General features: G+C 58.9%; 21 protein-coding genes. All 21 read right to left on the bottom strand.

Annotated elements, in window-relative coordinates; all coding sequences use genetic code 11:
- Positions 1–7 precede the first annotated feature (7 nt).
- On the bottom strand, positions 8–907 hold the full coding sequence (gene folD / locus ACYJRZ_RS08330) for a bifunctional methylenetetrahydrofolate dehydrogenase/methenyltetrahydrofolate cyclohydrolase FolD (protein WP_459457894.1): 900 nt from the start codon (positions 905–907) through the stop codon (positions 8–10).
- Between the two features lie 117 nt (positions 908–1,024).
- Positions 1,025–2,833: a GumC family protein gene (locus ACYJRZ_RS08325; RefSeq protein ID WP_459457892.1), complete on the bottom strand. Its 1,809-nt coding sequence runs from the start codon at positions 2,831–2,833 to the stop codon at positions 1,025–1,027.
- Positions 2,834–3,143: 310 nt separating this feature from the next.
- Positions 3,144–3,983 carry a WecB/TagA/CpsF family glycosyltransferase gene (locus tag ACYJRZ_RS08320; protein ID WP_459457890.1) on the bottom strand — a complete coding sequence of 280 codons (840 nt, stop codon included), beginning with the start codon at positions 3,981–3,983 and terminating at the stop codon, positions 3,144–3,146.
- A 238-nt stretch (positions 3,984–4,221) separates the two neighbouring features.
- Positions 4,222–4,749 carry a hypothetical protein gene (locus ACYJRZ_RS08315; RefSeq protein ID WP_459457888.1) on the bottom strand — a complete coding sequence of 176 codons (528 nt, stop codon included), beginning with the start codon at positions 4,747–4,749 and terminating at the stop codon, positions 4,222–4,224.
- Positions 4,746–5,114: a hypothetical protein gene (locus ACYJRZ_RS08310; protein WP_132716670.1), complete on the bottom strand. Its 369-nt coding sequence runs from the start codon at positions 5,112–5,114 to the stop codon at positions 4,746–4,748. Before ACYJRZ_RS08310 ends, ACYJRZ_RS08315 begins: the two co-directional genes overlap by 4 nt.
- A gap of 14 nt (positions 5,115–5,128) precedes the next feature.
- Complete coding sequence (locus ACYJRZ_RS08305; RefSeq protein ID WP_459457886.1) at positions 5,129–5,725, bottom strand: rod-binding protein; 597 nt, start codon at positions 5,723–5,725, stop codon at positions 5,129–5,131.
- 130 nt (positions 5,726–5,855) lie between these two features.
- Positions 5,856–6,275, bottom strand: a complete 420-nt coding sequence (locus tag ACYJRZ_RS08300) for a hypothetical protein (protein ID WP_459457884.1) — start codon at positions 6,273–6,275, stop codon at positions 5,856–5,858.
- Between the two features lie 71 nt (positions 6,276–6,346).
- A complete protein-coding gene (gene fliR, locus ACYJRZ_RS08295; RefSeq protein ID WP_459457882.1) occupies positions 6,347–7,099 on the bottom strand; it encodes a flagellar biosynthetic protein FliR in 753 nt (250 codons plus the stop codon).
- Positions 7,096–9,183, bottom strand: coding sequence for a flagellar biosynthesis protein FlhA (gene flhA / locus ACYJRZ_RS08290; RefSeq protein ID WP_459457880.1), 2,088 nt, complete (start codon positions 9,181–9,183; stop codon positions 7,096–7,098). Before flhA ends, fliR begins: the two co-directional genes overlap by 4 nt.
- 152 nt (positions 9,184–9,335) lie before the next feature.
- Positions 9,336–9,602: a flagellar biosynthesis protein FliQ gene (gene fliQ / locus ACYJRZ_RS08285; protein ID WP_015338826.1), complete on the bottom strand. Its 267-nt coding sequence runs from the start codon at positions 9,600–9,602 to the stop codon at positions 9,336–9,338.
- A gap of 29 nt (positions 9,603–9,631) precedes the next feature.
- Complete coding sequence (gene flgD / locus ACYJRZ_RS08280) at positions 9,632–10,138, bottom strand: flagellar hook assembly protein FlgD (RefSeq protein ID WP_459457878.1); 507 nt, start codon at positions 10,136–10,138, stop codon at positions 9,632–9,634.
- On the bottom strand, positions 10,126–10,578 hold the full coding sequence (gene flbT, locus ACYJRZ_RS08275; RefSeq protein ID WP_459457876.1) for a flagellar biosynthesis repressor FlbT: 453 nt from the start codon (positions 10,576–10,578) through the stop codon (positions 10,126–10,128). The genes flgD and flbT overlap by 13 nt, the downstream gene beginning before the upstream one ends.
- Entirely contained in the window at positions 10,575–10,922 is a 348-nt protein-coding gene (gene flaF / locus ACYJRZ_RS08270) for a flagellar biosynthesis regulator FlaF (protein WP_459457874.1), read from the bottom strand. The genes flbT and flaF overlap by 4 nt, the downstream gene beginning before the upstream one ends.
- Before the next feature lie 37 nt (positions 10,923–10,959).
- On the bottom strand, positions 10,960–12,009 hold the full coding sequence (locus ACYJRZ_RS08265; RefSeq protein WP_459457872.1) for a flagellar hook-associated family protein: 1,050 nt from the start codon (positions 12,007–12,009) through the stop codon (positions 10,960–10,962).
- Between the two features lie 3 nt (positions 12,010–12,012).
- The gene (flgK, locus tag ACYJRZ_RS08260) at positions 12,013–13,503 is read right to left on the bottom strand and encodes a flagellar hook-associated protein FlgK (RefSeq protein WP_459457870.1); all 1,491 of its coding nucleotides are present in this window, start codon (positions 13,501–13,503) and stop codon (positions 12,013–12,015) included.
- 508 nt (positions 13,504–14,011) lie between these two features.
- Positions 14,012–14,683 carry a transcriptional activator Rem gene (gene rem, locus ACYJRZ_RS08255; protein ID WP_106996629.1) on the bottom strand — a complete coding sequence of 224 codons (672 nt, stop codon included), beginning with the start codon at positions 14,681–14,683 and terminating at the stop codon, positions 14,012–14,014.
- Positions 14,684–14,962: 279 nt separating this feature from the next.
- A complete protein-coding gene (locus ACYJRZ_RS08250) occupies positions 14,963–15,586 on the bottom strand; it encodes a transglycosylase SLT domain-containing protein (protein WP_459457868.1) in 624 nt (207 codons plus the stop codon).
- Positions 15,498–17,093 carry a flagellar hook-length control protein FliK gene (gene fliK, locus ACYJRZ_RS08245; protein ID WP_459457866.1) on the bottom strand — a complete coding sequence of 532 codons (1,596 nt, stop codon included), beginning with the start codon at positions 17,091–17,093 and terminating at the stop codon, positions 15,498–15,500. Before fliK ends, ACYJRZ_RS08250 begins: the two co-directional genes overlap by 89 nt.
- 1 nt (position 17,094) lies before the next feature.
- On the bottom strand, positions 17,095–18,399 hold the full coding sequence (gene motC, locus ACYJRZ_RS08240; protein ID WP_459457864.1) for a chemotaxis protein MotC: 1,305 nt from the start codon (positions 18,397–18,399) through the stop codon (positions 17,095–17,097).
- Positions 18,400–18,402: 3 nt separating this feature from the next.
- The gene (locus tag ACYJRZ_RS08235) at positions 18,403–19,830 is read right to left on the bottom strand and encodes a MotB family protein (protein WP_459457862.1); all 1,428 of its coding nucleotides are present in this window, start codon (positions 19,828–19,830) and stop codon (positions 18,403–18,405) included.
- Positions 19,827–20,459 (bottom strand): hypothetical protein, encoded by a 633-nt coding sequence (locus ACYJRZ_RS08230; protein WP_459457860.1) that lies wholly within the window; start codon positions 20,457–20,459, stop codon positions 19,827–19,829. The genes ACYJRZ_RS08235 and ACYJRZ_RS08230 overlap by 4 nt, the downstream gene beginning before the upstream one ends.
- Positions 20,460–20,548: the final 89 nt, after the last annotated feature.

Below are 20,548 nucleotides of genomic sequence, written 5' to 3'. Positions count from 1 at the left end.
ATCGCTCTCAAAACTTCGGCGGCGTCTTACCGGCGGCGCGATGGGCAGCGATGACGGTATTGGCCATCAGCATGGCGATCGTCATCGGGCCGACACCGCCGGGAACCGGCGTGATGGCAGCGGCGACTTCGGAGGCTTCACCATAGGCGACATCTCCCACCAGCCGGCTCTTGCCCTCGCCGCGCTCCGGTGCATCGATACGGTTGATGCCGACATCGATGACGGTGGCGCCGGGCTTCACCCAATCCGCCTTGACCATCTCCGGACGGCCGACGGCCGCCACCAGGATATCGGCACCCTTTGCGACGGAGGCGAGATCCTTCGTCCGCGAATGCGCCGTCGTGACCGTCGCATTGGCAGAAAGCAGCAATTGCGCCATCGGCTTGCCGAATAGGTTGGAGCGACCGATGACCACCGCATTCAGACCCGATAGGTCCTCGCCATGCACCTGGCGCACCAAAAGCATGGCGCCGGCCGGCGTGCAGGAGATCAGCCCGGTCTCGAGATCGCCGGTCGCAAGCTTGCCGGCATTGACGACATGTAATCCGTCGACATCCTTCTCAGGACGGATCGACTGGATGATCGCATCCGAATCGAGATGCTTCGGCAACGGCAGCTGCACGAGGATGCCGTGAATGGAAGGGTCGTCGTTCAGCGACTGGACGAGCCTTGCCAGTTCTTCCTGGGTCGTTTCGGCCGGCAGCGTGTGCTGGATCGACTTGAAGCCGCATTCCTTGGCCATCTTGCTCTTGGAACTCACATAGGCGTGACTGGCCGGATCATCGCCGACGATGACGACGGCAAGCCCGGTCTTCACACCGGCCTCCGCCTCAAGCCCAGCCGCCGCAGCCTTCACGGCCTCGATCACCGAAGCTGCTGCTTTCTTACCGTCGATCACTGTCGTCACGCTCGTCTCCCGATCATGAATTCGCTGGCAATCTACAGGCCGTCCCTTCGATGGAATGGCCTGCAAACGCCCTATGGTGTCTGAAAGTGGTAATTGCAAGGGAAAACAATGAGACGATCAGGCGCGGTCCGGATGTCTATGCACAGCATAGGCTTCGACCTTGGCACGCAGCGATGCGAGCTCCTGCCGGATGCGACCCCAATCGTCCGCAATATCGAGCCGATCCGCATCATGGACGAGGGCAACCGATGGTTCCGGCGCGATCGCCGGCAATAACTGAGGCTCCGCATCATCCTCATGGCTTAGAGCGAGGGCTGTCGGCATGACACTTTCATCGGTTGCCTGGTCTTCTGTCAGCGCGGCACCCGCCAACCATTTACGGAGGAATACAACGCAAAGTGCCAGACCAAGCCCTGTGAGGAAACCGATAACCTGATTGCTTACCAGCTGATCGTTCAGAGGCGCGGCGGCCGCGACAGCCTGGGACAGCACCGTCAGCGGCGGCCTGACTTCGGAGATCGCCATGCCAGCATTCTGCTGATCGGCCTCGTAGCGGGCCTGCGCTGCCGTGACCGCCTCCTGCAGCTGCCCAAGGCGAACGAGATCGACATCGCTCCCCGTCTGACTGGCGGTCGTCATTTGCGCGGAGAGAGCGGCCTGCTTCTCCAGAGCCGCCTTTACGTCCGCCTCGCTGCCGACCACCAGCCGCTGAAGCTGGCTGCGCATATTGGCCGCGAGATCATCGACCGTTGCCTGTTGCGCCAGCAGGCGGGGATGGCGCGGGCCGAGCTGCACCGAAAGCTGGGTCAGTTGTGACTTTGCGGCGTTGTAGCGGCTGCGCACGTCATCAAGTCCCGGCGACGAAAGTTCGCCCGACAATGCGCCGCCCAGCACCGATGCGGGTGTCGCCGATTTGACAGCTACGAGACGGGCTTTCGCTGTGCGCACCGCCAGATCTGCTGCCTTTATCTGAACATCCAGCTGCTGACGCTGCTGTCGGAGCGCTTCCGCCGCAGCAATTCTGTCTTCGCCATAGCGCGCCTTGAATTCGGCAAGGGCGGCAGAGGCGCGATCGAGTTCCTTGCGGCTGCGATCAACTGCCGTTTCGACCCCGAGCGACGTACCGGCCGCCTTCGCTACACCCGGATCATAGAGGGTTGCGATAACAAGCCGGTTGGCAATATCGGCCGATCTGGCGGGATCGCCCGATGTAACGATCAGGCGCAGCAGGCCCGTCTGATTATCGATTTCGACCGCAACGTCTTTGCGCAGCGTTGCCTGCGCACGCGACGGCGCGTCGGATGCGTTGCCGCTGCCGGAAAGCAGCTCGACGGCAATGCCGAGGGCACCCGCCCGGCTGCCGGTAAATTCCGGATCGCGATCGAGCTTCATCCTGGCGACGACGTCGGACAATACGGAGGGAGCAACGACACGCTTCGCCGCAACATCCAACAGGGCCTGGCGCCCGCGGCCGTCGCCTTCCGCGTGGAGCACCGCCTGCGAGACGTAGCGTGGCGGCGGCGCAAGCAAAATGGGAATGGCCGCCCCCATCAGCGCGGTTGCAGCTATGAAACAGAGCGCACGGAGGCTGAGAGACCAACGTCCGCTCCGGGATATGTGCTCGACGGCAACAGGAGCGGCGGCGGTTTGCGGCGGAAGCTCCGGCATGCCCTCAAGCAGATCGGGCACGAAATCCAGCAAATCGGATGCAGGCTCGGATGTCCGCTCCGGCAACCGGCCACGTTCTGCATTGTAGGCATGCGAGATATTTTCACCCTGTGCGGCAGTTGGCTCGTTCTCCCGCAGCCTTCTATGGCCGGACACCGGATAAGGATCGCCATTCAACCGTCTGCGCAGGATAGCACGTAGTTCCGCATCCCGCGGATCGTCGGTGTTGGCAGCACGCAGATCGGCTGCACCACTCAAATTATCGTCTTCACCATGGGGAGAGGCACGGGTTCCAACTCGCCGCGAAACCTCAGGGGTTTGCGCATCTTGGGGGTAAAATCCGGTCCTGGTTTTGCTTTCAAACATGGCGGGCTATCTCGCGCACATGGTCTAAGACCAATGCAAATGGTTAACCCACTCTAAACTTTCATACCAAAGAAAGAGTTAACGCCAAGCCCGCAATTACCAAAGCATTTCCGCTTTTATACGAATTGCGAAAACGCTTTAGGCTCTTGTTTCTTTGCGCATTCCGGACGGAAAACCGCTACGCACTTTTCCTGGAAATGCTCTAACTTGCCAATTTGTCCGGCGGCGCAATGTGCCGCTGCGGCAACGGATGCGGCTCTGCGCGAAGGACACGTTCCTTGCGGCCGAACTGATGCCTGACGACCTGATAAAAGAATAGCGGTATGCCGAGCATGTAACGCCGCCATAGCCTATTCGGCTCCAACACCAGACGGAACAACCATTCGCCGCGCATCGCACGCACGAGCCTTGGCGCGCGCGGCACCGTCTCGGAAATGAAATCGAACAACGCACCGACGGTCAGGACGAGACGTGCATGCTGCGGGCCGATATGTTCGGCGACCCATTTTTCCTGCAGCGGCGTGCCCATGCCGACGATCAGCACATCGATCTTCTGGCGGCTGATTTCTGCCGTCACGGCGCTGCTCCGAGCCGGATCGAAGAAGCCGTCCGATACGACGATGAACTGGTGCCACGGGGCATGCCGGCGAAATTTCTCCGCTGCCTTTTCGACGACGGAGCGCTTGCCGCCTAAGAGGCCGATCCGTTTCGACTTCTCCATGAATGTCAGCAGCGCGGGGACGAAATCGGTGCCGTTCAGATTGGCGGGGAAGGGCTCGCCATGCGCGACGCGCGAGGCGATATCGAGGCCAACGCCGTCAGGAAGCACCAGATTGCGCTCGAGAACACTGCGATAGGTTTCATCGCGCAGCATGACGAGCATGTTATGCGCATTGACGAAGGAGATCGAGGTCTGTCCGACCGGCAGGGAAGCGAGTTCGTTGACGAAGGTCAGCGCATCATTCCAGTCGAGATCGCATACGGGCAGATCGAAGATCATGCGGCGTGACGCGACGACGGCAAAATCGGCTACCTGGTTCAATCCAACAACCTCCTGCCCGGCATCCCAAAGCGCAAGATGCCGGGGCGCATCAAGCTCATGCCCCTCACCATTCATCAACGCGGCGACCGGAAGCACAGCTTGAAATTTTTATAGCAAGACAAATCCAACTTTCCGTTAGAAAAGTAGGTTGGATTTGCTGGAAGCTATCAGGAGTTTGTTAGGCATATCGATAGAATGTAAGAAATTACTTACTTTATCGCCTTGCGGCCCGGAGATGTCACTCGACCGGCACCTTGTCCTTTGCCGCATCCTGCACGATCTTGACGGGCTTGACCGTCCTCTTGCCCACGGTTTCCCCGCCGTGGGTCTCTTCCTTGGAAAGATAGTCGAGCTGTTCGATCAGCACGTCGGCGACGTAATCACCACCAAGCCGCTCGTTCATCCGCTTTTTCAAATCAGCGCGAAACGCGGCAATATCGAAATTCTGCGCATGAGCGATGTCGATCGTCTTGTTGCCGATCAACAGCGAAAACAGTTCGTCCGTCGTCAGCTCCGGCAGTGGGATTTGCAGAGCATTCGCCTTGCCTTTCTCCATCATGAAGGAGATCCGCGTCAGGAAATAGCCGGTCACCTGGCCGTTGGCGATAACGGGAACGTTGATCGATTCGCCCTTGACGAGTTCCCGTTGCGCCTTCTTGGCATCGTCAGGGCTGATTGCGGGCGCCGTCGCCACCTGCACCGAAAAATAGACCGAGGCCAAGGTTACGGCGCAGACCCACAGACCGGTGATAACGAGCTTGATCATCCGGCCTCACGGACGCGGAACTGTTCCTGCGAGTAAGTACCGTCCCCATCAGCATTCTGCACGGCATTCTTCAAAATGTCGGCAACGGCACGCACGGCCTCGAGATGCGCCTCGACCCGGCGAGCGTTCAGAACCAGCTTCTTCTTCAAATCATGCAGCTGTTCGATATGGGCGGCGGCGAGATCGGCCGGCTCGGTGTCACGAAAGAGCATGGACAATTCATAGAGGCAGCGGCTCTTATGCGCGTTCGATACCTTGAGATCGAATTCCGGGTCAGTGCCGATCCGGTTGTTCTCATTGTCGATGATCATCTCCAAGCGACCAAGGACAGACTTGATCCGATAGTCCTGCGACATCATTTCCATGTTTGTTACCTCGCTCATGCTTTCTGGGACGTCAACGAATTCTGATTGGTGATGCTGGTGTTGCCGTCGTTGTCGGCATTGGCAGCGGCCAGCGTCTTGCGCTGAAAATCGGTAATCGCGCTGAGCGCCATTTTCTTGTCGTTCTCGTCGGTCGCAGTGTGAATGGTGCCGGTATTGCGCATCTTGTCGACCTGCTCTTTGTACATTTTTTCGGCAATGCCGACGCCGCCATTCTTGGAGATCGTGTCGCCCAACTGCTCGGCCATCATGCCCTTCCAGATTTCGCCGGCAGAGCCTTTGCCGTAGAGCGTCTCGCTGCTTGGCAACATGTTCTTCACGAAGTTCTGGAGCACCATGGACTCGAACTTGCGATAGGCCTGCGGAACCTTGGTTCCGGCTACATGCGTATTGGCATTGGCAAGGCCCGCCTGCGTGGCGGCACTGTTCATCGCATCGACCGTGGCACCGAAGCCGTTGCCGTTTTCGGCCAGGCTGGTGGCGGCAAAAGCGGCCCGATTGGCGGCAAGCTTGGCCTGCGCGGCCTCGACATCGGCGGGATTGGCGGCCTTGACGACATCAAGGACCAAATCACTCGGAGGCGAAATAGCCATGTCACGTCTCCTTCTGCTCTCGCATACGCTGAAAACAAGCGGCTCGCGCTTGTGTCAGGGCATGTCGAATCAAACTGTCAGAACGGATCGGCAACCCAACGCTGCGAATCCTGCTCCATGATCGCGATGATTATGATTTTTGAACCTTGCTGGAGGCTGGCGTTACGCCAGCGAAGCGCTGATCGATGATGTCATAGACGGCATTGTCGTCCGCCTCCCGCGTTTCCAGCTCGCGGGCATCCTTCATGTGCTCTTCCAGCCTGTCGCCCTTGGTTCGCTCCTGCTGGACCTTCATCTGAATGAGGGTTTGAATGCTTTCCAGCTGCTGATCCCGGATCATAAGGCGGCCATAGCGCTCTGCGTAATGGATCGAGAATGCCATGTGAACGGGATCAACGGAGCCGATCGCGACCATCACCCGTTCCATCGATTCGGTAACTTCCGAGCGCTGGCGGGTGGTATCCGCGAGCTCGTTTTCCGCCATCCGTTCGAGATGGCGCTGCACCGCGACGAGGCGCCTCAGTTTTTCGGACCGGTTTTTCTCAGCCATCGCTACCTACCCGCCGGTTGCCTTGCCCCGGCCGCGCTCGAATCGGTGTTCGTCCTTGTCCCGTTTATGGGCTAATGCCCGTTGAAGACGGTCAGGAACGCATTGGAAAACTGACTGATCAACGCCGCAATGCTGAGATAGAGCATGAACAGCCCTCCCATCAGCAGATAGGGCGTGGAAATAAAGTAGATCGGGATCTGCGGCGCCAGCTTGTTGATGAAACCGATCGAAATCTGGAACATCAGGCCGTAAAGCAGGAAAGGGCTTGCCAGCCGCAGCATGATGAAGAAAGTCGTCGCCAGCGTATCGGTGATGGAAATCAGCGCGGCGCGCGGCTCGATATGCCCGCCGAAGGGAATGACCGTATAGGAATCGACCAGCGCCTGCAGAACATAATGGTGAAAATCCAGAATGAAGAGGATCATCAGCCCGCAAAAGCTGATGAGGCTGGTAAGCGACGTCTCGCTCGATTCCTCGATGAGGTCAGCACCGCCTGGCGCGTTGAAGCCGATCAGCATCGATATGACCGTGCCGGTAAACTGCAGGCCGAGCGTATAGATGCGAGCCATCATCCCGTACATCAATCCGATGACGGATTCGGTGAAGATGAGACCGATATAGTTCGCATCGCCCTTCGACACCTGCGGATAGATCGTGTTCCAGAGCAACGGCAGGATCGCCATCGTCAGAGCCGCCGAAAGAAGCAACCTGATCTGCGGGGGAACACGGCCGGAGGAAAATCCCGGAAGGACCATCATGCAGCCGCCGATGCGGCAGAAGGCGACGAACAGCGCCAGAATGGTCCCCTGGGGATCTGATATCATGAAATCGAACCTAGAATCTTGATCTCGATCCCCTTGGCCAATTCCACATGCGACAAGACCGGAAGCGTCGCGAACAGGCGTTCGATGATCATACGCACATAGGAGCGCGTTTCCGGCGACGTGACAAGAACGAAGGGCATGCCCCGATCCATGTATTCACGGATAACTTTCCCCGCCTGCTCGCTGAACTCTTCCAAGCTGCGCGGATCGATATCGAATTCCACCACTTCGCCCTTCTGGTCGCGCTTCAGCGCCTGATGGAAGATGAGGTCCCATTTGCTGCCCAGGCGCAGGACGCGCAGCACGCCATTGTCGGCCAGATCGCCGCAGAGCTGCTGCGCCATGCGTACGCGCACATGCTCGACAATCTGCTCGGTCTTGCGCACATGCGGCGCAAGTTCGGCAACGGCTTCAAGGATGAGATGCAGGTTGCGGATCGAAACGCGTTCGGCAAGCAGCAGCTTCAGCACCGCCTGCAGGCCGGAATAGGACATATGCGACGAGCAGATTTCGTCAGCGAGCTTCTTGTATTCCGGATCGAGGCGCTCGATCAGGACCTTCACGTCCTTGTAGGACAGCAGCGCCGGCAGATTGTTGCGGATGACTTCGCTCATATGGGTGAGCACGACGGAGACATTGTCGATCGGCTGAAAGCCCTCGCGCTTCAGATCCTCGGCGAAGGTTTCAAGGACAGAAAAGGCCGGCATGCCGAAAGCGGGTTCGCGGATCTCGTCGCCGGGCACGGTCGGCTTTCGGCCGGAGCCGGTTACGACGAGCACTTCGCCGACGCGCAACATGTTGGAGGCGATCGTCGTGCCATGGATGCGGATCTGATAAGACTTGTCGGCAATCGCCATGTCGTCGATCACCTTGATCTCCGGCACGACGAAGCCGTATTGCGTCGCGAACTTCTTGCGCATCTTGCCGACGCGGAAAGCCAGTTCCTGGTGGGCACCGAGCAGGCGGGTGGAGACGATCTTGCCGAGTGCCAGCTCGATCTCCGCGGTCTTCAGGACCGACTTGACCGAATCCTTTTCCATTTCCTTTGTCTGCATCACCTTCTGCTCTTCGGCATCGCGGCGAAGCTTGTTCTCGGCTTCGATCTGGCGCGGAATGAACCAGGCGCCGGCCGCCATCAAACCTCCGAGGAAAACAAAAGGAAGGAACGGCATGCCGGGCATGATGGCCAGAATGCCCATCAGAACCGCGGAGACGGCGAGCGCACGGGGATAGCCACTCAGCTGATTGACGACCGCCTGGTCGGTAGAGCCGGACGTCCCGCCACGCGAAACGAGGAGGCCGGCAGCAAGAGAGACGATGAGGGCCGGCATCTGCGACACCAGACCGTCACCGACGGAGAGCTTCACGAAAACGTCTGCAGCCTGGCCGATCGGCATGCCATGACGGAAATAGCCGATGATGATGCCGCCGAAGACGTTGATGCAGGTGATCAGAAGGCCGGCGACCGCGTCACCGCGCACGAACTTGGAAGCACCGTCCATCGCACCGAAGAAGGAGCTTTCTTCCTCCAGCTCGCGGCGGCGGCGCTGCGCTTCCTTCTCGTCGATCAGACCGGCCGAAAGGTCGGCGTCGATCGCCATCTGCTTGCCGGGGATGGCATCCAGGGTAAAGCGAGCGCCGACTTCGGCGATACGCGTCGCACCCTTGGTGATGACGATGAAGTTGATGGTGATGAGGATGAGAAAGACGATCAGACCGATGACGAAATCACCGGACATAACGAGGCTGGAGAAGCCAGCGATAACGCCGCCTGCGGCATCATGCCCTTCATAACCATGCGAAAGGATGACGCGGGTCGTGGCAATATTCAGCGCCAGGCGCGTCATCGTGGCGATCAGCAGGATCGTCGGGAAGGAGGAGAATTCCAGCGGCTTCTTGATCCAAAGCGCCACCATGAGGATCAGCACGGAAAAAGCGATCGAGAAGGCCAGCCCAAGGTCGATCAAAAACGGTGGAATCGGCAGGAACAGCACGCACAGGATAACCATGATACCGAGGGCAAACCCGATATCGCGAATGCTGGGATTGGCTTTGGGAAGTGCTATTGCGGGTGGTTGTGCCATCGACCGGTTCCGTCTCTTCATGAGAGGGGGCAGACGGCTGACCCGCGTGCCCTATTGGAACCGAGTTTTAGAAGCCGAAGCTTGCGCGAGCATGGCCTGTGACCATCGATGCTCGGAGCCGAAGGCGGCTGCGGCCTTCGGACCTTCTCTCGTTAGAAACCCGATTGAATACGGGAGAAGACGAGATTGGTGAAGATCGAAATCTGTGCGCCGACGAATGGCGCCGAGATGCCGATCGTGACCATGACGGCGACGATCTTCGGCACGAAGGTCAGGGTCGCCTCCTGCACCTGGGTCAACGCCTGGATCAACGCGATGACCAGACCGACGACCATGGCGGCGATGACAGCCGGACCGGAAGCCACAAGCACCGTCCAGATCGCGGCCTGGAAAATATCCAATGCATCGGCTTCATTCATAATATGTCCGCTCCCGGTTCAGCGGCACGTCATGTGCCGCTGGTCTGACCTGTGTTCGAAGACGAATCACTGCTGCCACTATCGCTCGACGTGGCCGAGGTATCAATGGTCGTGCCTGCCGGAGCGATCGTCACGCCGGCCTGGATCAGAATCTTGTCGCCGGCATTGGTTTCGGCGATGATACCGTCCGTATAGACGCTTACCTGCTTGATCGTGCCCGTGGTCTTGCCATCGGCGCTCATGATCTGCTTTCCGATATAATCGGAGGCCTGCGAAATCCACTGGTTCTGCAACACGGTTTCCAGATGCGAGTTGGTCTGGATCTGCTGCTCGACCTGCGAGAAGCTTGCCAACTGGGAAATCTGCTGGCTGGCATCCATCGGACTGGTCGGATCCTGGTTCTTCATCTGCGCGATGAGGAGCTGCAGGAAATCGTTATAGTTCAAAGTAGCCTTCGCGGATGCGGCGGCAGCATTGTTGGCAGTGTTCGAGGTATTGGTGCTGGTGCTGCTGCCGACGCCGTCTACCGCTGCCATGGGGCGATCTCCCGGCGGATGTGCTCGATCGTTGCCGCCGGCATTTCCTGGCTGTTCAGAATCTGGTCTTCTATGGGGTACAGGCTGCGGATCGCCTTCAATGCGTCAAAGGCGCGGCCGGTGGAGACAAGGCCATCGATGCGCTTGAGCTCGGCGAGCACTTCCTCATTGTGGAAACATGACAGCAGCATGACGATCGACTTGCGGAACATCGCCGTCGACTGCTCCTTGCCCTCCGGGTTGATAAGGATCATCTGCGCGATGAAATAGAGCTGACGCAGAGGCGTCGTCGCGTCCTCGGGCTGAAGCACGTGGTTTTCGAGTAGGAACGTCACATCATTCAGGAATTCCAGGGCAACCTTGCGATCGACACGCAGGACGGCCCCGTTGATAAAGATCTTTTCCCCGGCTTTGAGCGATATGCGAAGCGTACTTTTCATTTAAGTCCATCCCTGATGATGGTGGTGACATCTATGATGCCTTGATAATTTTCCGACTGGCGCAGCCGAATTCGCTCGCATTCCTTCAAAATCCAGATGGCGATCGAGATAAGGTTGGCGCGCAGTTCGACATTGAGCTGGTTCTCCGGGCTTTTAAGGTCCTCGACGAAGCTCACCCATACGCGACGCGTGTAGAAGAGAGCCTCGATCGCCTCGCGACCGTATTTTTCCGCATCGCGGGCCGCGGAGAGAAGAGCTATCGACCGGTCCAGAACTTGCCGTTCTCGTTCCTTGGCGTCGGCCACAGCGTCCTGCATGACTTCCGCATATGAGAACTGATACATTCATGCATCCTTCCTGGTCATTACATCCCTTTGATCATCAAAGGTAATTTACAAGGCTCAACTGCTGGATCTTGGAAACAATGGTATAAGCCGTTTGGAGTTGGGTCTGGAGACTGTTGACCTTGGTCGACGCCTCATAGGGATCGACTCCGGTCAGGTCACCAATGCTGGTGTTGAGAATGGTCTTCTGGGCATTCAGCGTCGTATTCGCATCCGACAGGCGCGATTGCGAGAGGCCGAGCTGGCTTGCCTGGCTGTTCAGCCCGTCAACCGACTGACGCGTATAGCTGATGGCCTGCTGCGTGACGGCGTTCACGGCGCTCTGATTGAGGCCGGGAGGCGTGCCCATGAGCGCATTGGTCACGCTGGTCGCGAGAGCCAGATACCGGATGCCGGACGAGTTCGAGTTCGTCGAGGTCTCGATGACTTCCGAATTGCTGATCCGGCTGGTCATATTCTGATCGGACGCACTCGACCAGCTCGCCCAGCTGGCGTCGGACGTGAACATCGGCTCGACCTTGGTCTTTATGAAATCGGTTATCTGGGCCGCAGATATCGTCGCTGCGTTTACTGCCGGCGACTGGCTGGACATGTAAGTCGTCAGTGCCGATTGAATAGCCGCGTTGGTTGCAGCGGATTTATCCGTCATCGGCTGGACGTCGGTATTGGTTCCGGCAAATAGATACTCGCCATTGACCATGGTGTTAGCGGAAGCGATGACATTCGACAGGGTCGAGGACGCGGCTTGCTGCGCCAGGGCGACGCTGCTGCCGTCGGTATTGCCGCTCAGCGCCACCAGCTGATCCATCAGCTTCTGCGCCTGGGTGCCCATGCCGGTTAGGGCAGTCTGCGAGGTCGTCATCCTCTGGTTGGCAATAGAATTGCTGCTGAGGATGGAGTCGATGCGCGACACTTCCCGCGTCAGGTTCACGTTGAGCGACGTGCTGCCGCCAAGCGAAACACCGATGTCGGCGTAGACGCCGGTGGTCGCCTCAGTGGAGGCGCTGGTCATCTCATTCTGTGCCTGACGGATCGTCTGGCGCATGGCATTCTGAATGGCTGTGCTCGAAATGAAAGAGAGTTTCATGGCTTAGCTCGCAAGATCCAGTACAGCTTGAAGCATCTGGTTGACGGTGTTCAGTATCTTCGTTCCAGCCTTGTAGGACTGCTCGATATCCATCATCAGTGTCAGCTCTTCGTCGAGACTGACGCCGGTCGCATTCGAATAGGCGCCCGAGGAACGCGATAGGGCGGCGGACGTATTTTCCGCCGCGGTCGTGGCCGTGCTGCGCTGGCCTTCCAGCCAGCCAATGGAGCTGGCCGAATAATCCATCAAGCTGGCATTGGTGCTGGAGCCTGCGGTAGGATCGAACGCCATCTTCGCATTCATTGCCGTAATGAAGGCATCGAGCTGTGTGGAATAGCCGCTGCCGCCGCTGGTATTCTTCGTATAACCGGTCTCAGTCGCGCTATTATTGATACCACCATCTCGCAGCAACGACGGATCGCCACCTTGGGATGTGATTAATTTCGAATTAACGGTGATCGAGCCGGCCAAACCAGTGACCGCGGTACCGCTGGCAGGAACAGTGCCACCGCTCCAGGTAAACAGACCCGGCAATGTAGGCTTGGACGGATTGCTGTTCGTTTCGGCAAAGACGGTCACCAACCCTCGGGCGATCTCATCGAGCTGCTTCTGGTAAGTCGGCGCAACATCATCGCGGATCTGAAGCGCCGCTTGCAGAGTGCCCTGCGCCGTCGTATTCGCACCCTGGCCGGGCGTCAGCGCAACGCCGTCGATATAGACACTGTTGCCGGGGACCGGAGTAGCGGCCGTGTACGTATCCGTAGCCTTGAACGTCACCGTGCGCGGAATGGTCTCGAACAGGGTCGTTCCGCTGGTGGTATAGAGCGCCATGTCGTTGTTGCCGCGCGTCACCGTCGTCACGCCGACGATCTTCGAGATCTGGTTCAGGATCGAATCGCGCTGATCCATCGCGTCGGCAAGCGCGCTGGAGGTGGGATTGGCAGCCGCCGTGGCCGATTTTACCGCCTCATTGGCCGTCTCAAACTGTTTGAGAAGGCTATTCAGCGTATCGACGTCAGACTTGATTTGTTTGTCCGCATCGGCACGGGCGCCCTGTACAGCCGTGGTGGCATTGTTGAGAGATGTAGCCAGGCTCTGAGCCGCATTGATCGCAGATTGGGCCGCCGTAGCATTGGACGGTGATCCGGCGTAATTCTGCATCGCATTCTGAAATGCCGACAGGTAGGTCGCCGGCGCAATTTCGTTGTCGTTGCCGCCAATCGTTGCCGACTGAAGATTGCCATAGGCATTCAGGAGCAGTTGTTGCGCCGAATCCGAGGAAGCCGAACTGAGATAAGCCTTCTGAAGTGCAGGTTCGCTGCTGCGCGAGATCTGCACCACCTGTGCGCCGGCCATGTCCGTGGTCAGCATGGCCTGGCGCCGCGAGTAATTCGTATTGTTGGCGTTGGCGATATTGTTCGACACGACGCTGCTCTGCGTGCCGGTATTGTTGAATATTGCCTGCGCGTTATTGAGAGCTGTTGTAAGCGACATGACTGACTCGATACCCTATTCGTTTAGCGCGGCAGATCGGCCGAAGACGCTGGAAATGTCGGAATAGCCTGTCGGAGCGAGGCCGGCGAAATAGACCAGATTGTCGTTGGCAACGGACGGACGGCTCCTCCAGAGAGTCCGAACACATTGAGATGGCGGCCAAAAGCAGCGCCGAGGCGGGCTGCCTCTGCACTCGCTTCCGCAAAGGCGGTCTCTCTGCTGCCGAAATTCCTCATCTGGAATCCTCGTTATCCTTCATACGACTGAGAGTAGGCGGCGGGCCTTGCGTGAAGCTGTCTGAGAAAACGAAAAAACGATCATCGCGAAAAGCGTCATCGCAAGGTCGAAACCCCAATGTTGCCGCAGGCGATTGAAGTAGGAAATGGTAAGAATTGACGCACATTTCCGCAGCATGCACCTTCCGCCACCGCAAAAGAACAAGCCCGGAAATCAAATGATTTCCGGGCTTATCAGCAGGTTTAGCATCTGGAATGCGCGACTGACGGTATCAGCTCCAGTCGATGCAGTAACCGAGGAAGCGTTTGGAATCGACCGGGTCGAAACCGAGCTTCTTTCGCAGTTTCTTGCGCAGCTTGGAAATATGGCTTTCGACGACGTTCTCTTCGACTTCCTCGTCGAAGATGCCGTAAATGGCGTTGAAGATCTGGGTCTTCGTCACGCGACGGCCGCGATTGGCTATCAAATATTCGAGGATGCGGCGCTCGCGGCGCGGCAATGCAAATACGGAACCGTTGATTTCCGGATCGCGGCCATCCGCGAAGACGCGAATGGGGCCGATATCCGTATAGTTGCTGATCGCCTTCAACCGGCGCCGGATCGCCGCCGCTCTGGCCAGGATTTCGCGGGGATGTACCGGCTTGCGCACGACATCGTCCACGCCGCAATCGAAAAGGGCGAGAGTGGCTTCCAGCGAGGGCTGATCGCTGACCGCGATGACAGGTGCCGCCGTCCGGTCGCGAATCGCCCTCGGAAGCTCAAGCACCTGCTGCCCCTGTCCGATCAGGAAGGCTTCGACCGCAGCAATGTCGCCCTCTGCCGCCGTCGAGACCCATTCGCTAAATTCACGTGGATCAAATCCCGTCGAAGGGATGCCCTCGCGTCCAAAGAGTGATGTGTATCCGTCTTTAACGAGCTCTCGCTCATCAACCACTACGATCATTCGTCCGCCTCCGAATCAGTGTGGTGTTTCGATGACCTATGGGTACGAATCGGGCGAATCACGAACAACTGTCGGAAATGAGTGACGGAAATTAATAATTGATTAACCATAGTGGTGCGATTTGCACTAGATATAGTAGGTCGTCGGCGTTTCACACCGATAAAAAACTTGTTAGCAAGCGTATAATTAACATTCCCATTTTAGGCAAAACCACGGCAGTCAACCGTTTCGATTGGGTTAGCGCCGGCTAACCAGGCGCCATACTCAACCTATGAGTGCTTAATCCCGACAAAACGTCGCCGCGTTTGGCGTCCATTTTCCATAACCGGTGGCGACCAGATTGGCGATCACGCGGCAGACATAGACCTTCTGGGCGGGGTCATTGTTGGGGCCCGCATGGTATCTAGCTACCGCCATCGTCCAAGTCTCGTGCCTGTCGTGCAGATTGCGGAGGAACTTTGCAGCATATTCGACATTTGCGCGCGGATCGAACATGGCATCGACGGAGGCAAAGTTTTCGCCATGAAAATACTGATTGATCTGCATGCAGCCGACATCGATGAGCTTTGCCCCGCTCTGCCGTGCGGCGGCAAATACCTGTAGGGCAGCACCCTCCGACGGCGGGAAGATCGGCCGTCCCTCGACATTGAGGGCGTAAGGATAAAGCGATCCCTTGCGCCCCGTTTCCGTCAGGCCGACGGAATAGAGGATCCCTTCCGGTATTCCGTATTTGGCGGCGGCGGACTGGATTTCACGTTCGCAAAGGCCTGCGGCACCGTTGTCAGGCGGCACCGGATTGCCTGATGCGTGCGCCTCAGAGGTAAACCGCTCCAGAGCGAGAACGCTGCAGGCCACCACCAGCGCCGTCCTCAAGGCTGCGCTCACCCGAACTGCGATTGCCATCGTTTCCATTTGCCTGCTGCCCTGAATAGTTCTGGCCCCTAGAGCGCGCGTCGCCCCCCTGCCCCTGGTTCAACAGGGACTGCTGCTGCGGCTGGTTCGATCCGGAATTGCGGCCGCCGTCCGACTGCTGGTCGGCATTGGACGCCAGGGTGACGGAGATGTTGTCGACCTGATAGCCTTGCGCACGTAGCGCATCGACCATGCGGCTCTGATCCGCATGAAGCTGCCTATAGGCTTCACCCGTCTGAACTTTCAGATCGACGCTCAATTGGTCCCCTGAAAGCCGCATGGTTGCCGTAACGTCGCCGAGATTATCCGGTCGCAACTGGATCTTCAGCGTATTGACGACCTTACCAGTGCTCGTCAGGTTTGCCGCATTGGAAAGCGCCGAGCCTGGCTGCATCGCAGCCGACCATTCGCGGTCGCCCGCCAGGCTTCCGGCGACCAACGCCGAGTTGGTGGCAAGCCCGAGGTAGCGACGCGAATCCAGTACTGTCACTGCCATCACATCGCCGCCTGCAGCAGCGCCAACCTTGACATCGGCAACGTCATTGCCGCCCTTGCTGATAGACAGGTCGAGTGTGCCGCCGCGACCATCCGCACGCGTCAGGCGGAATGTTTGCGCGGTATCTGCTCCCTTGCCGTCATCCGGCAACGTCGCAGCGGTGTCCGCGGCATCATTCGCAAGTGCTCCCTTGGCTAATGGCAATGCCTGGACCTTAGCATCGCCTGCCGTCTTACCTGCCTGTGCCGTACTAACCTGCGTGGCGACGATAGGCTGGGCAGCGTTCAGCAACGACAAGGCGTCGGAGATCGTATTGATCGGCTGGCTGCCTTGCGTCGATGCAGGCTTACCATCGTCCGTGGCCTGGATATCTTTTCCATCCTTCACGCCGGGTGTTTTACCGTCACTCTTGACCGGCGCCGTCTGACCGTTCGCAGTCGCGGCATCGGCCAATTGCTGGGCGATCTCGGCAAGCTGGCCGAGTGCGGCAGACGGCGCCGGCACTTTGCTCGCATTGGTCGCGGGCATGGCCGGGTCTGTGGCTGCGGCAGGCTGATCGGATCCGGCAGATGTTGCGGCGGCCTTACCTGCCGCTGAAGCAGCATTTTGCAGCTCGATCAGTGATTGCGAGAGCGAGGTGGCGCCTGCAGCCTGTGAAGCTTTTGCGCCCTTAGCCAGGCCGGCGAGTTCGGAAAGGTTGGCTGCGGAGGCATCGATCACCCCGACTCCGGCATTGGTACCGTCATCGGGGGAGAGAGGTGTCGCAGAGGAATTTCCCGCGACTGTCTTTGCCGCATTTGCATCCTTATCGGCAGTCGTGTCCGCATTGGCCGAGGTATCGGCAGCAGCATCGGAGCTTGAAGATTTGCCACCGTTGCCTCGCGAGCTTGTCATCGCATCGATAAAGCCCTTGCCGTCATCCTGCTTCGTTGAGCGGCCGCCTTTGGCAACAGCACGAATATCCGCCCCCGATGGGGCGCCGGACACGCCGATGTCGTTCATATCAATGACTTTCCTGCTTCAACAGGCCGTCGATGGCATCCAGCTTCGAGCGGCTTGTCGTGACGAATGCGTTGAACGAAGAGTCGGCCTCCTGCCGCCCTCCCTCCGGGGCGGGAGCCGCGTTTGCCGAGGCCCCCTGCTCAACACCCGCCGTGCCGGGAGATTGGCCTCCCGTTTGATTCGTCACAGCAGCATCGTGTTCAGTCTTCTGTTGGCTGAGCAGGTTAGGAACGCTGCCTTGCCCGAGGCTTGCCGCGTCAGGCGTCCGCAATATCTCCGCTGCCACCGCCTTTGCCGCGTCGCGCAATGCACGGTCGCGCGCATTCAGCTCGCCCGCCGGCATCTGGTTCACGTCATTGATCGCCGCCTTCAATTCGGGCGTGGATATGCCCGCCACACCACCATAGAAGTTCGCCAGCGCGCCAAAGGCATCGCCGCTATCATTGGAGATCGCCTGGGCACGGTTGGCCGCCAGCGCGGCCAGATCTGCCTTGCCGGCGATCGCGGCCCGGCGCGCCATTCGCAGATAGATTTCCCGCTGTCGCGGCGGGTCCATGAAAGACAGGATATCGACGATGTCCTGCTGCTTCACATCGGAATCGTGATCCACCACCAGCTGTACGAAAAGATCGGCAAACTGGCTGGCGTAAGGCGAATGCAGGAAGCGCCGCGTATAGCGCCGTGCATACTCTAATCCTTGCGGCACCATGCCCGCATCGGCGCACAGAGCCAGCGAGCGGCGCAATGCCGATTCCTCGACGATCGTACCAGGTGCCATCAATCGCGCCCAGTCGTAAAGCTGCAACGCCGCCTTGCCATTCTTGCCCGACATGACATTGCCTGCAACCAGCGACAGGTAGGAGCCGATCGGCTTGCCGCGATACTCCTTGGCGATGTCGGCCAGCGTGTTGACGACGAGCAGACCCTTGCCGTTCAAATATTTCCTGAGGACATCCGCAACGCGATTGTCAAAATTGCCGTTGACGTCGCGCGACATCAGATATTCGAGCGTTTCGGGGTTGCCGCCGCTCATGGCATAAATGAGTGCCGCATCGACGTTGCGGCTGTCCTCGAAGACGGATTTGTCGGCACTGCGCAGGCGCTCGTCTATGGTTCCGAGCAGGAAGCGCTGCATCTCTGCGGCAGAACTGTCACCCGCGACAACGGAATCCTGCACGAATTCAAGCGAGCGCAGCATCTTGTAGAGCGGCAGGCCGTCCTGCCCCTCAGCGCTCACTGAACCCGGCATCAGCATGCCGAGGGTGAGCGTGAACGCAAGGCGATGACGATGCTGTTTGCGCGTCATGAACTATCCCTGCTTGCCTTGACCGGACTTGCCCTTGCCTGAGGCGGGCTTTACGGGAGCCTGCGTTCCCGAAGCTGCGGGGTCCGTCGCCGCCTGCGTGGAGGGACTCGCGATCAGGATCTCGATACGGCGGTTCGCGTCGTTAAAGGGATCATTGGGCAGCTTCAAACGCCGGTCCGCAAAGCCGGACACCTGCACGACCCGCTTTTCGTCCAACCCGCCGCTGGTCAGCATGTAATAGGCACTTTGGGCACGATCGAGCGACAGCCGCCAATTGTCGTTGCGCCCGCCGACCATATAAGGGCGCCCGTCGGTATGGCCGCGGATCAGGACCGATCCCTTGCGTTCTGCGAGAAGCTTACCGATCTTCTCCATCGCCAGCACCATCTCGCGCCGGGGAACCGCCGAACCGATATTGAACATGGGATCATTGGTCTGGTCGGAAATCGTGACCAGTACCCCGCCTTCAGCCGCAGTCACCTGCAGCCCTTCGGCCAGCTGGCCGGCAACGCCCTGGATCTCAGCCTGAATTGCCTGCTGCAGATCCTTGGCCTCCTGCTGCTGCGCCTTTGTAGGCTGTACATCCTTGTTCACAGGCAAAGCGGCATTGTCTTCAGGAGTGGATGCATCGCTGCGCGTGCTGGCCTTGGCAATCTGCTGAGCCTGCGTCTGTTTCTCCTGCGCTTTGCCCGCCGCCTGCTGCTCGCTCACTGCCGGCTGTTGTTCAGGCGTTTGCGGCTGATCTGCCGGCTGACCGGTATCTGCAGCCGTTGCCTTCGACAGAGCGATGACTTCGCCCTTGGGCGATTGATCCGACTTGGCAGACTGTTCCTCGTTCGCCTTCTTCGAAGCGCTGGAAACCTGCACCTGCTTGGTCCAGAAATCCGGATCGAACGGATCGCGATAGGCCTGGCCGCCATCTGCGCCTGTGGCCGGACCCGATTGGGCGGCACCGCCCTCGCCCTTGGCGCTGACATTGGCCTGCTGACCGACTTCCTGTGCGATCTCGGCGAGAACCGAATAAGGATTCTCAAAAAAATCCGCTTCGGAATAATTCGTCTGATCACCGGATGTCGAGGTCAGATCCTCGCCGGTCTTGGCCGATTTGCCGTCATTCGGCTTATCCTGCGGCTTGTCGGACTTCTGCTGATTCTTTTCGCCCTGAGCCTGATCGACGGGTTTCTTGAGACCTTTTTCAGTCGGCTTCTCATCGGCAAGCTTGATGGGATTGAAATAGGAGGCGACCGAGGCCTTCGTCTCCTCGTTTGCGGCGTTTACCAGCCACATGACCAGGAAGAAGGCCATCATCGCGGTCATGAAGTCGGCATAGGCGATCTTCCACGCACCCCCATGACCGCCTTCGTGATCGCCGCCGCGGCGCTTGACGATGATGATCTCGTGCTTGCCGTGATTTTGATCGCCGTCGCTCATTTCAGGATCTCTTTCAGACTGGCGGCCCAGGCGGACATACGGGTCACGAGAACGCTCTCGCCGATAGTCACGGTGAGATCGACATCATCAGCCTCAACATGGCGCAACAGCGAGCCGTCATGGCCGAGGCGGCTATGGAGAACCTCAAAAAGATGGCGCGGACCGCTGACTGAGATAGGCCCGACGCCGCCGTCGAGGATCGAAGCTTTGACAAGCTCGGCAAGATCGCCGACCGCCCTGGTCGTCAGCGTCTCGGTCATGATCGGCGCAAGGATGGCGGCGGCTTCCGTGCTGATCGCCTGCCCGAGCATCGCAGCGATGCGGTTCATATCCGCCGCGATCCTTTCCGCCGCCTGCTCTTCGTAACGTATCCGCAGCGCATCCATTTCCGCGCGGAACGACTGGGCCATGGCATCGAGCTCGGCCTGATGCTTCCGCGTCAGTTCCTGCGACGCTGCCTCATACCCTTCGGCATAGGCAGCACGACGCTCGGCTTCGACATCAACCGTCGGCTCGCCTGGAATTTCGGAAAACTCGCTCGGCTCCGCAAAAGCCATATCGTCGACATGCGACGGAGGAGCCAGTTCGGCGCCAAAATCCTTGAGATATCGAGATAGCGCCAAGCTCACGCACGCATCTCCCCATTGGCGCCGCGAAGACGCTGTAAGTCGATGCCGGCAGCCGGCCGATCCATTTCCATTCTCAAAACGTCGATCAT

It is taken from the genome of Rhizobium sp. No.120, from assembly GCF_054558365.1.
Note: the sequence above shows the minus strand (reverse complement) of the source record. Positions and strands in the feature narration are given on the sequence as shown.

What these genes read in the sequence shown, in the direction of transcription:
- ACYJRZ_RS08315 (WP_459457888.1), bottom strand. Translation starts at nt 4,749, where the DNA reads ATGATCAAGCTCGTTATCACCGGTCTGTGGGTCTGCGCCGTAACCTTG.
- ACYJRZ_RS08310 (WP_132716670.1), bottom strand. Translation starts at nt 5,114, where the DNA reads ATGGAAATGATGTCGCAGGACTATCGGATCAAGTCTGTCCTTGGTCGC.
- ACYJRZ_RS08305 (WP_459457886.1), bottom strand. Translation starts at nt 5,725, where the DNA reads ATGGCTATTTCGCCTCCGAGTGATTTGGTCCTTGATGTCGTCAAGGCC.
- ACYJRZ_RS08300 (WP_459457884.1), bottom strand. Translation starts at nt 6,275, where the DNA reads ATGGCTGAGAAAAACCGGTCCGAAAAACTGAGGCGCCTCGTCGCGGTG.
- fliR (WP_459457882.1), bottom strand. Translation starts at nt 7,099, where the DNA reads ATGATATCAGATCCCCAGGGGACCATTCTGGCGCTGTTCGTCGCCTTC.
- flhA (WP_459457880.1), bottom strand. Translation starts at nt 9,183, where the DNA reads ATGGCACAACCACCCGCAATAGCACTTCCCAAAGCCAATCCCAGCATT.
- fliQ (WP_015338826.1), bottom strand. Translation starts at nt 9,602, where the DNA reads ATGAATGAAGCCGATGCATTGGATATTTTCCAGGCCGCGATCTGGACG.
- flgD (WP_459457878.1), bottom strand. Translation starts at nt 10,138, where the DNA reads ATGGCAGCGGTAGACGGCGTCGGCAGCAGCACCAGCACCAATACCTCG.
- flbT (WP_459457876.1), bottom strand. Translation starts at nt 10,578, where the DNA reads ATGAAAAGTACGCTTCGCATATCGCTCAAAGCCGGGGAAAAGATCTTT.
- flaF (WP_459457874.1), bottom strand. Translation starts at nt 10,922, where the DNA reads ATGTATCAGTTCTCATATGCGGAAGTCATGCAGGACGCTGTGGCCGAC.
- ACYJRZ_RS08265 (WP_459457872.1), bottom strand. Translation starts at nt 12,009, where the DNA reads ATGAAACTCTCTTTCATTTCGAGCACAGCCATTCAGAATGCCATGCGC.
- flgK (WP_459457870.1), bottom strand. Translation starts at nt 13,503, where the DNA reads ATGTCGCTTACAACAGCTCTCAATAACGCGCAGGCAATATTCAACAAT.
- rem (WP_106996629.1), bottom strand. Translation starts at nt 14,683, where the DNA reads ATGATCGTAGTGGTTGATGAGCGAGAGCTCGTTAAAGACGGATACACA.
- ACYJRZ_RS08250 (WP_459457868.1), bottom strand. Translation starts at nt 15,586, where the DNA reads ATGGCAATCGCAGTTCGGGTGAGCGCAGCCTTGAGGACGGCGCTGGTG.
- fliK (WP_459457866.1), bottom strand. Translation starts at nt 17,093, where the DNA reads ATGAACGACATCGGCGTGTCCGGCGCCCCATCGGGGGCGGATATTCGT.
- motC (WP_459457864.1), bottom strand. Translation starts at nt 18,399, where the DNA reads ATGACGCGCAAACAGCATCGTCATCGCCTTGCGTTCACGCTCACCCTC.
- ACYJRZ_RS08235 (WP_459457862.1), bottom strand. Translation starts at nt 19,830, where the DNA reads ATGAGCGACGGCGATCAAAATCACGGCAAGCACGAGATCATCATCGTC.